The 14,171-nt window shown below is 56.7% G+C and carries 15 protein-coding genes; all 15 read left to right on the top strand.

The genetic code is table 11. From position 1 onward, the window contains the following. The first annotated feature begins 111 nt into the window (after positions 1-111). The 15 genes from ACP148_RS17770 (at position 112) to ACP148_RS17700 (ending at position 14,154) form a co-directional block, all read left to right on the top strand. On the top strand, positions 112-801 hold the full coding sequence (locus ACP148_RS17770) for a DUF3102 domain-containing protein (protein WP_421952718.1): 690 nt from the start codon (positions 112-114) through the stop codon (positions 799-801). Positions 802-1,110: 309 nt separating this feature from the next. After that, positions 1,111-1,986, top strand: a complete 876-nt coding sequence (locus ACP148_RS17765) for a Wzz/FepE/Etk N-terminal domain-containing protein (RefSeq protein WP_421952719.1) — start codon at positions 1,111-1,113, stop codon at positions 1,984-1,986. Between the two features lie 22 nt (positions 1,987-2,008). Then, positions 2,009-3,373: an oligosaccharide flippase family protein gene (locus ACP148_RS17760; protein WP_421952720.1), complete on the top strand. Its 1,365-nt coding sequence runs from the start codon at positions 2,009-2,011 to the stop codon at positions 3,371-3,373. After that, positions 3,360-4,043 carry a methyltransferase domain-containing protein gene (locus ACP148_RS17755; protein ID WP_421952721.1) on the top strand — a complete coding sequence of 228 codons (684 nt, stop codon included), beginning with the start codon at positions 3,360-3,362 and terminating at the stop codon, positions 4,041-4,043. Before ACP148_RS17760 ends, ACP148_RS17755 begins: the two co-directional genes overlap by 14 nt. A 9-nt stretch (positions 4,044-4,052) precedes the next feature. After that, positions 4,053-5,168: a glycosyltransferase gene (locus ACP148_RS17750; protein ID WP_421952722.1), complete on the top strand. Its 1,116-nt coding sequence runs from the start codon at positions 4,053-4,055 to the stop codon at positions 5,166-5,168. Positions 5,169-5,189: 21 nt separating this feature from the next. Continuing rightward, the gene (locus ACP148_RS17745; protein ID WP_421952723.1) at positions 5,190-6,269 is read left to right on the top strand and encodes an EpsG family protein; all 1,080 of its coding nucleotides are present in this window, start codon (positions 5,190-5,192) and stop codon (positions 6,267-6,269) included. After that, complete coding sequence (locus tag ACP148_RS17740; RefSeq protein ID WP_421952724.1) at positions 6,270-7,346, top strand: glycosyltransferase; 1,077 nt, start codon at positions 6,270-6,272, stop codon at positions 7,344-7,346. After that, on the top strand, positions 7,343-8,611 hold the full coding sequence (locus tag ACP148_RS17735; protein WP_421952725.1) for a TolB family protein: 1,269 nt from the start codon (positions 7,343-7,345) through the stop codon (positions 8,609-8,611). The genes ACP148_RS17740 and ACP148_RS17735 overlap by 4 nt, the downstream gene beginning before the upstream one ends. Beyond that, positions 8,608-8,817 (top strand): glycosyltransferase, encoded by a 210-nt coding sequence (locus ACP148_RS17730; protein WP_425033603.1) that lies wholly within the window; start codon positions 8,608-8,610, stop codon positions 8,815-8,817. Before ACP148_RS17735 ends, ACP148_RS17730 begins: the two co-directional genes overlap by 4 nt. Positions 8,818-8,862: 45 nt before the next feature. Continuing rightward, positions 8,863-9,273: an IS66-like element accessory protein TnpA gene (tnpA, locus tag ACP148_RS17725; protein WP_421950146.1), complete on the top strand. Its 411-nt coding sequence runs from the start codon at positions 8,863-8,865 to the stop codon at positions 9,271-9,273. Further along, entirely contained in the window at positions 9,270-9,617 is a 348-nt protein-coding gene (gene tnpB, locus ACP148_RS17720) for an IS66 family insertion sequence element accessory protein TnpB (RefSeq protein ID WP_421950145.1), read from the top strand. The genes tnpA and tnpB overlap by 4 nt, the downstream gene beginning before the upstream one ends. 89 nt (positions 9,618-9,706) lie before the next feature. After that, positions 9,707-11,341, top strand: coding sequence for an IS66 family transposase (tnpC, locus tag ACP148_RS17715; protein WP_421950144.1), 1,635 nt, complete (start codon positions 9,707-9,709; stop codon positions 11,339-11,341). Further along, on the top strand, positions 11,338-11,931 hold the full coding sequence (locus ACP148_RS17710) for a plasmid pRiA4b ORF-3 family protein (protein ID WP_425032991.1): 594 nt from the start codon (positions 11,338-11,340) through the stop codon (positions 11,929-11,931). The genes tnpC and ACP148_RS17710 overlap by 4 nt, the downstream gene beginning before the upstream one ends. Beyond that, complete coding sequence (locus ACP148_RS17705) at positions 11,904-12,596, top strand: glycosyltransferase (RefSeq protein WP_425033602.1); 693 nt, start codon at positions 11,904-11,906, stop codon at positions 12,594-12,596. The genes ACP148_RS17710 and ACP148_RS17705 overlap by 28 nt, the downstream gene beginning before the upstream one ends. A 223-nt stretch (positions 12,597-12,819) precedes the next feature. Further along, on the top strand, positions 12,820-14,154 hold the full coding sequence (locus ACP148_RS17700) for a sugar transferase (protein WP_421952727.1): 1,335 nt from the start codon (positions 12,820-12,822) through the stop codon (positions 14,152-14,154). Positions 14,155-14,171 lie beyond the last annotated feature (17 nt).

Below are 14,171 nucleotides of genomic sequence, written 5' to 3'. Positions count from 1 at the left end.
GCGTCAACAGTCTTGCATCGAACGGTGCAGTGTAATAATTTTGGTTTTTACTGTTGACGAATCACTTTTTCGCGGCGAACATCCGAATCGTTGCGTAAATGGAGATTTGTCATGCGTACCCCCTACCTCGTTTTTTCCACCGACCGGCTCAGTTCTGTTGAAGTTGAACTGCTGACCAGTGCTGAGAAAGAAGTGCGCTCCGCACTCGAAATGCAGAGCATGTCGATTATTGACGCCGGCCGCGCGCTTTCGCGGGTAAAGGCGCAGCTTGAACATGGCGTCTACAGTCTGTGGATTTCAGCGCGCTTCCCGTTCTCTATCCGGACGGCACAGAACTACGTCAACGTCTTTGAGAAACTGGGCAAGCATCACCAGCTTGTGGCGCATTTCTCGCCGACAACGCTCTATGCGCTGGCGTCGGACGCGGCCAGTGACGTCCGCCAGCAGGTTCTCGACGAAATCGAGTCCGGCAAACTTGCCAAGGATGACGAGATCAAGTCCCGCCTGCTTGAACTCGTCCCCAAAACCAGCCCGAATGATGAAGGCACGCCGGGTAATGGCGTCGACGTCCAGGATCTTGAATCCTCTTATAGCGAAGCCGTTGATCTGTTCCAGGGTTGGCGCGCCCGCAAGAAGCTTGCACGGCTGATTGACTTGCTGCGTGAGCTCGACCCCAAGGAGCTTGCCGATCGGCTGGAGCATCAACTGCTGATGCCGCAGGCAGATACTCAGCGGCAGGAACCGCAGAGTGACGAGAGCCGCACGCTGCACGACGAAGGTGCTCCGGCGCCGGCGCCGTAGACGATCCAGGTTACCCCTATTAGAAATGCCGCTCGCTGGAGCGGCATTTTCTTGTTTCAAAAAGCGAAATGGGTTTCGCTTTTGAATGGCCAAAAGTTCCGCGTCATGGGAACCACACCAGATCGCAGAGTGGTGCGCCGGCCCATGGCTTTCATCGCATTGCGGATGAGCCACACACCAGCGTGCACCTGCCACCTCTCCGAGATTATTCCTTGCCCTGCCTTGCTTCTACCATTATCGCACATCCAATTGAGCGCCTCATTACCGCGCGTTCACGGGGAAGTTCTCAGATAGGGTCAGGTATATAACATGTCCGATGAAGTCAGCAGGGACGATGACATCAGCCTTCTCGACATCGCCGTTGTCATTGCGGAATCCTGGGTTCTCCTGCTGCTCGTTCCACTCATCGCGGCGGCCCTGACCTTTGCGGCTCTGCGTTTTCTCGACGATCCCAGTCATACCGCGCAAGCGACCCTCCGACTTCCACAACAAGCCCACACAATGCTGACAACGCCCGAGGTCCTCGATCCTGCCATCGTGACGAGCGCATGGAGCGAACGGCACCCAGGCTCGCTGGCCCAAGCTCGTCACGCACTTGCCCGTTCCCTGGCGATTAACCCGGTTGAGCCGGCGGGCACCTATTCCATAACGCTCACGGCAGATTCGACGGAGCTCGCAGTACCCACGCTCGAGGCTGTGGTCACCTCCCTTGTCGAAGTTTCGTCAGTGGAGCAGGAGGATGGCATTGCCCTTGAGCAGCGCCTCGAGATTCTCAACCGCTCCCTTTCGATACAGCAGTCGAGCCTTGACAGCCTCATCGAGCTCTCCGACCGTCTTACCACGGCAGGATCGGATCAGGACCTGACTGCTGAACTCAACACAGTCAGCCAGTCCATTGTCGCCATCTCCAACCAGATTGCCACCACGTTAGCCGAGGCGCAGCCGGAGGCCGCTGTGCAGCCCGAGATTGTCGAGCAGCCTACCGTTCAGGTCACCGACAACACCCGCCAGCACATCCTGCGAGCCGTCCTGGTCGGGCTTGGCGTCGGCTTCATCCTGCTGATCGCCGTATTTGTAAGGTCTGGGCTCCGCTCCGCGGCACAAGATCCAGTCTCGCTCGACAAGGTAAACCGAATCCGCAGGGCATTCTGGCTTCCGCCCAAGCGTCCCGAAACTCAGTCATGAACCGGATTGAGTGCGGCACCCCATGAGAGCGATCAGCGGCGCCTTCGATGCTTTCCGCTCGGGAGAAGGGCTAAAGGGCCAGCTCCTGCGCGGCGGCGTGGGCTCCGTGGCGATCAAGATCGGGTCGACCGGGCTTAACGTATTGCTGGCGATCGTCTTGGCCCGCGCCCTGGGCGCCGAGGGTTTTGGGGTTTATTCCTTCGTCTTTGCCCTGATCACCATCATGGCCATCCCCGCACAGATGGGCCTGCCCAACCTCGTCGTGCGCGAAACGGCAAAGGCCCAGGCCGCCGGCGATTGGGCGCTGATGAAAGGCCTGTGGCGCTGGTCGACCCTTATGGCGTTGATGATGTCGGCCGCGCTCATGGCCATAGGCGCGCTGGCCGCCTGGGCTTTTTCGAACCAGCTGCCCCAAGGCGGGCTGACGGTGTTTTACTGGGGCCTGGTGCTGGTGCCGCTGGTCGCGCTGGGCAACCTGCGCGGCGCCGCCCTGCGAGGGTTGCGTCATGTCGTCCAGGGCCAACTTCCCGAATTCATCCTCCGCCCTGCTTTTTTGATTGCATTGGTTCTAGGCGCCCATTTCGGCCTCTCCACCCACGCCCTGACAGCCTCGGACGCCATGATGCTCCACGCCGTGGCGAGCCTGGTGGCGTTTATCGTCGGGGCTTGGCTACTGCTGAGGGCGAGGCCTCTGGAGCTAACTAGGTCAAACGCATATTCCCGTGGGCATCTCTGGCTCTCCTCAACACTGCCATTCGCCGCAATTGCGGGAATGAATCAGCTAACAAAGAGTACTGACCTTCTGCTCCTAGGCCTTCTAGGTGAGTCGACGGAAGTCGGCGTTTATAGAATCGCAGCGTTAGCTGCCGAACTTGTTGCGTTTGGCTTCACAGCGATTGGGATGATCGCTCACCCATTTATGGCTAGACTGCATGCCGAAAATGACATGCACCAGTTGCAACGCTTTGTGTCAGGGTGCACGGTCGCTTGCGTGTCGTTGGCGCTACCTGTGCTCGCAGTCCTTGTGTTCGCGGGCAGGCCGATACTGCTCATTTTAGTTGGAGAAGACTTCTCTGCCTCGTACGGACCGCTCTTGATATTGGCTTTCGCTCAATTCATAAGGTCAGCCGTCGGCGTAGTAGGCCCACTTGTCTCAATGACCGGGTACGAACGTCCTGCAGCAGGTATCTTAGCTTGTGTTCTGGCTGCAAACCTAGCGCTCAACGGCGCTCTTATCCCCATGTACGGAATAATCGGCGCAGCCTGGGCCACGGCGGCCAGTCTGGTATTGGAATGTGGACTGCTCTGGCTATTGGCTAAGCGCAAGTTGTCCATCGACACCACGATCATCCCTATAATCGCGAGACGAAAGAATGCAGCAAGATAAGATTTGGGACTACTTTCAGAACGAGGGTCTCGAGCACAACCAGTTTCCCGAGCACCGACAACGATTTGTCGCGTCGAAACTGCGGTCAACCGACGTCGTTTTGGACATAGGTGTTGGCGCCGGCGCCCTGGAACGGATCGCTGCGGGTAGAGGCATCACAATGTATGCACTCGATCCCAGCGAAAAGGCAATTGAGCGATTGCGGGGCGAGCTGGGCATGGGTGACCGAGCTCAAACAGGGTATGCTCAACAAATCCCATTTGCCTCGGATATGTTCGACGTCGTGGTTATGTCCGAACTGATCGAGCACCTAGACAACAAGGCTATAGATGACATTTTGCCCGAAGTATTACGCGTCTTGAAACCAGGTGGATACGCGTTGATCACGACGCCGTTTGACGAAGACTTCACGAATAAAATGGCTGTATGTCCAGACTGCGGAAAGGTCTTCCATCGCGTGGGGCACGTCCAGACATTCACAATGAATCGAATAACGGATCTGTTTCGTCATCACGGATACTCGATAAAAAAAAGCTACGTGACCACCTTTGTCGATTGGCGGCGGCACGGCCTACTTAACAAGCTCAAGGCAGTTGGACGGGTTGTCTTTGCTCGGATGGGGCAACGGTTTGCCGACCCGCACATAGTTCTTTTAGCTGAAAAGCCGTAAGGCAGCGGCATGTCTAGTCCAGATGGATCGCCTCGCATTGCTTTGTTTATAGGGGGGCTGAGCGGTGGTGGCGCTGAACGCGTTACGGTGACGCTTGCCAACGAACTTGCGCATTTGGGGCAATCAGTCGATCTTGTCGTAGCGAACGGAGAGGGGCCCTATCGAGATGAGATCTCCCCCCTGGTCAGACTAATTGATCTCGGCGTCTCACGTGGGATTTATGCGCTGTTTCCGTTAGTACTATATCTGTATCGCACCCGCCCCAAAGCCATCATTAGTTCGCTGCCAGTTCCAAACATCTTAGCCTCACTCGCTCGATTCGCATCTCCGTCGACAAAGCTGCTGTTAACTGAGCACAACACCGTAAGCGTCGATTTAAAAGGAACTTTAAAGCACAAGATTTTGCGAGTCGCTATGGCGAAATCGTACCGATTGGCGGATGAGATCGTTGCGGTTTCTGACGGCGTGGCGCGGGATATGGAAGCTGCTCTTGGCCTACCGCCGCAGACAGTTAAGACCATCTATAATCCTGTTATTTCAGCAACACTCCTGCAGCGCTCCTACGAGCCCGTTGAGTGGGAGGATGACGATCCCCTAATCGTTGCCGCAGGGAGGTTAGTCCCACAAAAGGACTATCCTACACTCTTACACGCGTTTGCGCATGTTCGGCAGCACAGAAGAGCCAAGCTGGTCATCCTGGGGGAAGGCGAATTGCGCACCTCGCTTCAACGTATGGCAAACGAGCTCGGTGTGGCTGAGGATGTGTGGCTGGCGGGCTTTGTAGCAAACCCCTATCCTTGGATGCGGCGAGCTGACCTGTTTGTCCTGTCCTCCTCATGGGAAGGCCTGCCGACAGTCTTACTTGAGGCGATGGCTTGTGGCACACGAGTAGTTAGCACCGACTGTCCCAGCGGCCCTCGCGAGATACTGCAGGATGGGCGCTGGGGTCGACTAACACCGGTGGGCGACCCCAACTCACTCGCAAGGGCAATGTTGGAAACCCTGGACAGTCAAATGCCGCCGGATTGCGGCGCTTGGCTGCAGAACTTTACTGCCGCGGCGGCCGGCCAGTTCTATCTGGAACTCTTGGAGATCGGAACGTCTCCACGCTTAAACGGCCAGTAAATTCCTCAGCACGGACTCGCGATGCTGCCATACTATTTGATGTTTGCTGCTCTCCTTACCTTGGCGGCTCTCGGGAAACTGCCAGAAACCAGACAGTTTTCCGGTGTTTGGTTGATCTCGTCGGCCATACTCCTCATCAGTTTTGCCGGATTACGTCGTGCCGGAGTAGGTTTCGACGACGTAAGCTATATCAAGGTCTTTACTACCATCCCACCGATAACTGAGTGGCTCAGCGGAGAGTACGTCTACTCGTGGGACAGCGCGGGAATGGAGCCCCTATATATAGCGCTTGGCTCAACCATTCGCACCTTCACCGAAAACTACACCTGGCTTTTCCTAATTATAGCAACAATATCCGTGTCGGCGACTGTATACAATTATCGACAGTATTCACCGATACCTGGCCTATCTGTACTTGTATACTTCTGCCATACTTTTCTATACCGCGATATGAACCAAATACGTGCCGGCATTGCTGCCGCCCTTGGGCTATTCTTAATTCGCCTCATCAGTGAGCGACGACACTATACAATTGCAATCACTATTGTGATCGCAAGTTTAATACACATGGGCGCATTGGCTTATATCATTCCGTATGCGGCCTCCTATATAAAGTTATCTAGACGACAGATTATTGCCGTCACTGCGATTTCCATAGCCTGTGGCGCAATAGGATTTTCCGGGATACTCGTGCAAGTATTACCTGACCTAGGACCCCTAACCGATAAGGTCAAGCGATACTACGAATCACAGCATGCCGAACCACTGGGCGTCACGGACATTACAAACCTAAAGAATCTGGCATTATTACTAGCAACGCTTGCATTAACAAGATCAGCGAGGCAGGTGACAAAGCATTTCGATGTCCAGGTTCTGTTCCTTTTCTTGGCTACAGCCTGGCGGTTCCTTTTTAACGACTTTGGCATATTGGCTGCTAGAATTTCCACCTTTTTTGGAATAGTAGAGCCGATACTAGTCGTTTCCCTTGCACTTTCCGTTCCCAATCGGGTTGCCGGGATAGCGTTCGTTATACTGTATGGAGCCGCCATGTTGACGCTGAATTTGATGCGCGGGTTTAATGAATATGGGTTGGCAATTTAGATGCGTATACTGCTTGTTCTCTCGACTCTAAAACGTAGCGGTCCGGTCAACGTGGTGTATGGGCTATTATCGCACCTGGAAACTGATGTTTCGACGACGATACTTACACTTTCACCTGAGCCATCGGAATCTCGGTGGAACGACTTTGCCAAGTTGGGCGTAAATCTTAAGTCCCTTGGCATGAAGCGCCTGGATGGTTTAATTAGGGGAAGAGAAAGGCTATCCGAGTACTTGGCGAGCTCGGAGTTCGACGTTGTTCACACGCATGGATTTCGAGCTGACGTGCTATTAGCCAAGTTAAACGGCACGAAATGGGTGAGCACTGCGCACAACTATCCCTACGATGACTACCCCATGAAGTTCGGACGCTGGCGCGGGCGGTGGATGGCGCAAACTCACATGAAGGCTCTGGGGGCTTGCGAACATGTTGTTTCGTGCTCCAGAGCAATTGAGGACCAGTTGGCCAAGCACGGAGTGATTTCGCGAACAATTCAGAACGGCGTGGATGTGCTAGGGGGTGCTGGACCGGAGCCCCGGGCTAGCGATGGCTTACAACGGCCCGTGTTTATTACTACCGGCAGTTTGATTACCCGAAAAAATGTTCGTGTCCTCATAGATGCATTCAAAATGTATCGACGCGCCAGGGACGGTTCACTGCTAGTGGTGGGCGAAGGACCCGAGCGCGGGGCACTTGAAGCTTATGCTGGGGATTCAGTGGTCTTTACCGGTCAAGTGTCAAATGTGCAGCCCTTCCTCAGTTCGGCCGATTGTTTTATCTCAGCATCGAGATCGGAAGGCCTGCCCAACTCGGTGCTGGAAGCATTTGCCGCAAGGCTACCGGCAATCCTATCCGACATTCCCTCACATCGGGAATTACACGATGCAGAACCGCGGGCCAGTTCGCTTTTCTCGCTCGAGGACGGCCCACATGCCTTGGCGACGAGAATGAGCAAATTCGCAGCCGGCCAACTGCTGACTGATGCCGCCGAGGGCACCAAAGCGGCCGCCAACATGTTTTCGGCTCAGAAAATGGCAGAGAAATACCAACTTTTGTACGACGAGATAGCCAATCCATGAGCAATGCAAGCTACAAGGGGGTGGAGCGCAAAATTGCGAGGTTGCTCGGCCGTTTTCCACGCGCAAAGTCCCGCGTCAAGGCCGTGTATCAATGGCTAAGTTACGAGCTGCACAAGAAGAAATATACTTCAAAGACTGAGAATTTCATACGGGCGGTAGAAACGGGAGTCGAGACATCTTTCTTTGGATATTATGACCGGTCACCTGAAAATGACGTTGGCCACATTCTCGTCAACACCTCAGATATCGATAGTCGACAATATCCAAGCGAACGCGATCCGCTAAGGGTTAGAGTGCTCGATAAGGCTGGCGTGAACTTATCTGAACATTCCACCCCAGCCTATAACTGGCAACAAGGGGCGCGCGCCCTTTGGATAGACCGCAATCGGTTTATCTACAATGACGTCGAGCAAAATGGCGCCAGATATACCGCACGAATGGTGAATTTAGAGACGGACGAGATTTGCTCTTATGAGCGACCTGTACAAGACCTATACAGAGACCAATATTTCCTATCGCTCAACTATCGTCGACTTCAAGCGCTGCGCCCGGATTACGGATATCGCGCTCTGCCGCCGCTTACCAAGGAAGAACTGAACGACACCGTTAGTGACGGAATCTGGCGAGTAGATTTTCGGAGCGGGTCGGACGAGCTAATCTACCCGTTGGAACAAGCTATAGAGGTTTCGTCTGCAAGGGACTTTTCAGACGGATATCATAAGTTTAACCATGCAATGATTTCTCCGCGCGGGGACAGATTTATAGTGCTGCACCGTCGCTACGTGAACGGCATCCGAGAGGACCGGTTGTTGGTCTGCGGTTCCAGCGGAGACTACATGAAGCTGCTTACCGATACCGGCATGGTGAGTCACTGCACCTGGATTTCTAGTTCCGAAGTACTCGGATACATGCGCGGGCAGAACGGACGCGATGGGTATTGGATCGTTAACGTTGAATCTGGTGAAATGCGTTCAGCGGCCGACGGAAAGTTCGACTTGTACGGAGATGGACATCCTCATGCCCATGGTGATTGGTTCGTAACCGACACATATCCCAACAAGGCGGCCATGCAGACTTTGCTGTTGTGCAACTGGCGTAATGGTGAGGTCCAGCTGCTTGGGGAATTCTACCATGGGCTGGCATATCGAGGAGAGTCGCGCTGTGATCTTCATCCGCGCTTTTCGCCTGATGGGCGGCGAGTTTATTTCGACTCGGTATTTTCCGGGACGCGTCAGCTTTATGTCATGGAGCTGCCTGAACTATGATTTCAGTCCTCATGGCTGTCTTTGCCAAGGAGCGTCCCGACAATCTACGCACCTCGCTCCAAAGTCTCTCAACCCAAACTTTGCAGCCGACTGAGATCATATTGGTTTGGGATGGCCCGTTGCCGGACAGATTGTCAGCCATCATCGACACCTTCCGCGGCGCACTCAACATTCGCGACGTCAAACTCAGTGTATGCCTCCGTTGAGGGCCGCCTTGGCCCGAGGGGCCGATCTGGTAGCAAACTATCAGTATGGATATCCTTACTGACAAAAGTCGCGTCGAGCGGCTCGAGATTGTGGACACAGGCCGGCGCCGGCGGTTCAGTGATGCGGAGAAGATCCGGATCGTTGAAGAAAGCTTGTCGGCCCCGCGAATGGGTTCGGCGACCGCGCGACGGCATGGCATTGCGGTGCCATTGATTTTTGCGTGGCGCAAGGCGTATCGCGAGGGACAGCTAGGTCACGAGGCGCCTTCGTTTTATCCGGTGCGCTTGGATGGGAGTGGGGGTCATGCCAGCGATGGCAGCCTTCCACCAGAGCCGCCCACGGATGGTTCAGCCAGTCCTGTCGAGATCGTGCTGCGCAATGGTCGCCGCATGATCATGCGCTCCGATATTGCACCTGAGGTGCTGGGTCGCCTGCTCGATGTGGTGGACCGATGATCCCGGTTCCGAGCGGGACGCGGGTCTGGCTGGCAGCGGGCCACACTGACATGCGCAAGGGGTTCAACTCTCTGGCGCTGGTGGTGCAGGAGGTGCTCAAGCGCGATCCCCATGGCGGACATCTGTTCGTGTTCCGGGGTCGCAAGGGCAATCTGGTTCGCATCATCTGGCATGATGGTCAGGGCGCATGCGTGTTCACCAAACGGCTCGAGCGCGGGCGTTTCCTCTGGCCCTCGCCGGCCGATGGTGTTGTGACGATCTCGCCCGCCCAGCTCGGATATCTGCTTGAAGGGATCGACTGGCGGATGCCGCAAAAGACCTGGCGGCCACTCTCGGCGGGATGACCATAGTGCACCGCGACACGGTGACTCATCTGGTGCAAAACGGGTCCAACCAGCTCGTGGCGAGGACCAGATTCTGGTAAGGTCACGGCATGGTCGAACCTGCCGGAAACGCCGAGATTGCTGCCCTTCGCGCTGCACTTGCCGCAGCCGAACAGCGTGCTGATCTGGCGGAAGCCGAAGCGGCGCGGGTTGTTGCAGAAAAGACCGATGGCGACGCCGAGATCGCCCGTCTCAAGCTCGAGATCGAAAAGCTCAAGCGCAGTCTTTATGGACAGCGCTCCGAGAGGAAGGCCAAGCTGCTCGACCAGCTCGAGTTCGAACTCGAGGATCTCGAAGCAGCAGCCACCGAAGACGAGCTTGCCGCCGAGATGGCCGCAGTCAGGACCACTTCGGTCCAAGCCTTTACCCGCAAGCGGGCACAACGGCGCGCCTTTCCCGAACACCTGCCGCGCGAGCGCCTCGTGGTGCCGGCACCGCAAGCCTGTGAATGCTGCGGGTCCGATCACCTGGTCAAGCTGGGCGAGGACGTGACCGAAACGCTCGAAGTGATCCCGCGTCAGTGGAAGGTGGTCCAGACGGTACGGGAGAAGTTCAGCTGCCGGGATTGCGAAAAGATCAGCCAGCCGCCGGCGCCGTTCCATCCCACCCCGCGTGGCTTTGCCGGCCCCAATCTTCTGGCGACGATCCTTTTTGAAAAGTTCGGCCAGCATCAGCCGCTCAACCGCCAGTCCGAGCGCTTCGCCCGCGAGGGCGTGCCCATCGGCCTCTCCACGCTCGCCGACCAGATTGGCGCTGCAACGGTGGCGCTCAAGCCGCTCCATGATCTGATCGCCGATCACGTGATGGCCGCCGATCGCTTGCACGGGGACGACACCACGGTGCCGATCCTGGCCAAGGGACAGACCAGAACGGGTCGGGTGTGGACTTACGTACGCGACGATCGTCCCTTCGGCGGCGCTGACGGTCCGGCAGCTCTGTTCTACGCCTCACCCGATCGCAGGGGCGAACATCCAAGAAGCCATCTTGCCAACTATTCCGGCATCCTGCAGGTGGACGCCTTTGCCGGTTACAACGGCCTGTTCGATCCCGAACGCCGCAGTGAGCCCATCCAGCCGGCCTTTTGCTGGGCGCACGGACGACGACCATTGTTCGAGCTCGCCGATATCGAGAGGGTGAGAAAGAAGAAGAGCAAGGGCGGCGCCATATCCCCGGTGGCGCTCGAGGCGGTGCGCCGGATCGACGAGATCTTTGCCATCGAACGCGATCTTTATGGCCTGCCGCCCGATCAGCGCCTTGCCGAGCGGCGGCGGCTTTGCACGCCACTGGTTGATGAGCTGCATGCCTATATGATGACCGAGCGCGAAAAGCTATCGCGTCACGCTCCCGTGGCCAAGGCCATGAACTACATGCTCGCGCGCTGGACAGGCTTTGCCGCGTTCCTTGAGGATGGCCGCATATGCCTCTCGAACAACGCGGCAGAACGGGCTCTGCGCGGAATTGCCCTTGGCAGAAAAGCGTGGCTGTTCGCCGGTTCGGACCGCGGTGCCCGCCGGGCCGCGTTCATGTACACCCTCATTGTCTCGGCCAAGCTCAACGATATCGATCCTCAAGCCTGGCTCGCCGACGTGCTCGCCCGCATCGCCGACATGCCGCAGAACCGGCTGGGGGAACTGCTTCCCTGGAACTGGAACGCTGACAAGGATGCCGCTAAGCTCGTTGCATGAGCCCTGCATCCCACTTCGTTGCCACCATCACCGTCATTCTCGAGGACGTCGAGCCGCAGGTCAGGCGCAAACTGATCGTGCCGCTCAACCTGCGCATGGATCGGCTCCACATCGTCTTGCAGATCGCCTTTGGCTGGACCGATAGCCATCTCTACGAGTTCCGCTACCAGGATATCGGGTGGGGCGTTCCCGATCATGACTTTGGCACCGATCTTCGCGACGCCTCCAAGGCAACACTGCTCCGGGTTCTTCAGGAAACAAATGCTCGTGCCATCACCTATCTCTATGACTTCGGTGATGGCTGGGAGCACACCATTCGGATCAACTTTATCTGCGAGCCCGAGCCCGGTGCCCTGTATCCCCAGTTGATCCTGGCCGAGGGACGGACCCCGCCCGAAGACATTGGCGGCCCTCCGGGCTTCGAACTCTTCCTCGAAGCGATCAACGACCCAAGCCATGACGATCATGCCGAAATGCGTGAATGGTATCTTGAGAACGGCTTCGATCCACGTCTGGTTGATGTCGATGCCATCGAAGGAGAACTCAAGCGCTACGCCCGCAAGTGGAATCCCAGGGCAAAAGCGAAATAGCTGCGGTCGTCAACGGAGGCTTACAACTCAGTCAGAATCGCGGTCTCGGCGCCGCCCTTGCTGTCGGGCTCGCAGAGAGTGCCAGCGAGTTGGTCGCTCGCATGGATGCCGACGACATCGCGCTGCCTGATCGCTTCGCTCGCCAATATGCCGCTTTTACGGAGAATCCTGCTCTGGATTTGGTCAGTGGTTATGCAGTGGAGATCGATGGCAACGGCACGCAGGGCCGCCTGCGAACGGTGCCAATCAACCACGAGGATATTATAAGCACCCTTTGGGCCAACCCGATCATCCATCCCGCGGTGATGTTCCGGCGTGACAAGATCTTGGCGGTTGGCTCCTACAATCCTTCACTGCGCCGTCGCCAGGATTATGAGCTTTGGTTCCGATGCGCGGCAGCGGGTATGCGGTTTGGCAATATACCCGAGCCGTTGATCGAGTACCGCTTCACACCCGACACCCACAAACGGCAATCACGCAAGGACATGTGGCAGCAGGGGGTTATCGGCTTTAACGGTTCACGCAAGATCGGTCTTCCTCTTTGGAAGCAGCTTGCCTGCTTCGTCCCGTTCCTACGTAGCCTGTTACCCGCTCCGCTCCAACACGTAGCATACCGCGCTATGCAAAGATTCGATCCGAGAAAAAACGAGCGGTCATCGCCCTGAGCAAACGCCGTAAACACGGTGCCTCAAGCCGGTTCAATACCGTCGATATGGTTCAAACCGCACAACGGTGTTTTCAATTCCCGTTTAGACTTGTCGATCATCGGCACATTGGCTGATCTCACCCCGTATATGCCCGCTCGGGGCCCGGCGGCGTTGACTTTCGGGCGGGCATGGGCGACACCGACTTGGGGATCGTAAACAGTCCTGCCATGGCAGAGAAAAGATGACCATGACCGACCATCCCGCCGCCCGCCCTAAGCGTCGCAAGGGCGGAAAAGTTCAGCAAAATCGGGATCTTACGCACCTCACCGCCCTCGGCGCCAGAACCCGCCGCATGCGCTATCTGCGCGATGCTGCCACCTTCCTCCTCCCGGTCCTCCTCACCATCGCGCTGCAAGCCCTGGTGTACCTCCTCATCTACACCCGAACCGGCCGGAATCCCTGGCAAAACGGCACAATCACCGCCCTCGTCCTCGCCACGATTCCCATCTTCTCCGCCTTCACCCTCAGCGCCTTCCGCCGCAACGAATCGCCCATTCTCGCCGCCGTCGCAGTGGTCGCCATCTACTTCAGTTTTGCCGTAAGTTTCTTATCTGCAATAAGAATTCCGCTTTCCTACAGCGCCCTCGCCGCCACCGCGCCCATCGCCATGGTGCTCATCGCCTTCGCCAATATCGGCTTCCACCGCTCCATCACCGCCCGCGTCGGCCTCATCGGTTTCACCGGTGCCCCCGCCGTCATCAATCTCCTCGGCTCCGGCGTAGCGCTCATCACCGATCCCGATACGGACATCTCGCAGTTCGATACGATTCTGATCGATCCAACCCAACACCACACCGCCGAATGGTCCGATATGCTGGCCCGCTGCTATCTTTCAGGCGTCGACATCATGCCTTGGACGCGATTCATGGAAATCCGCCTCGGCCGCGTAGATGTCGCCACCTTCGACCTGGCACATCTCGCCTATAGCCCGAGTCAGCTCATCTATGCCCGCACCAAACGTCTGCTGGATGTAGCCTTTGTGCTTGTCACTTTCCTTCTGACAGTCCCCTTAGCCATATTAACAGCCCTCTACATCTTGGCCCGCGATGGTTGGCCGGTATTGTTCATCCAACACCGAAATGGCTTCGGCGGCCGCATCTTTCGGATGTATAAATTCAGGACGATGTACAAGGGAACGGGGGGCGGATCGACCCAATCGGCAGACAAGCGCGTTATCCCGGGCTGTCATCTGATCCGGAAGTTGAGGCTAGACGAGCTACCACAGCTCTATAACATTCTCATTGGTGACATGAGCTTGATAGGTCCACGGCCGGTAGCGCATTACGTGGCAAAGGCAAGTGAACGGGCCGAGGCAAAATATGCCTTGCGCACCCTCGTGCTGCCAGGAATTACCGGCTGGGCTCAAGTGACCTCGGGCTACGCCGCAACAACTGACGAAGAGATCACAAAACTCGCTTACGACCTCTACTACATCAAGCATCTTTCCTTCGATCTGGATCTGCAGATCCTCTTCAAGACGGTAAAAACGGTTCTATTTGGCACCGGCGCCCGCTAGGCAGCCTTGGCGAAGCA

It is taken from the genome of Pelagibacterium sp. (genome assembly GCF_965249125.1).
Lineage (GTDB): Bacteria > Pseudomonadota > Alphaproteobacteria > Rhizobiales > Devosiaceae > Pelagibacterium.
Note: the sequence above shows the minus strand (reverse complement) of the source record. Positions and strands in the feature narration are given on the sequence as shown.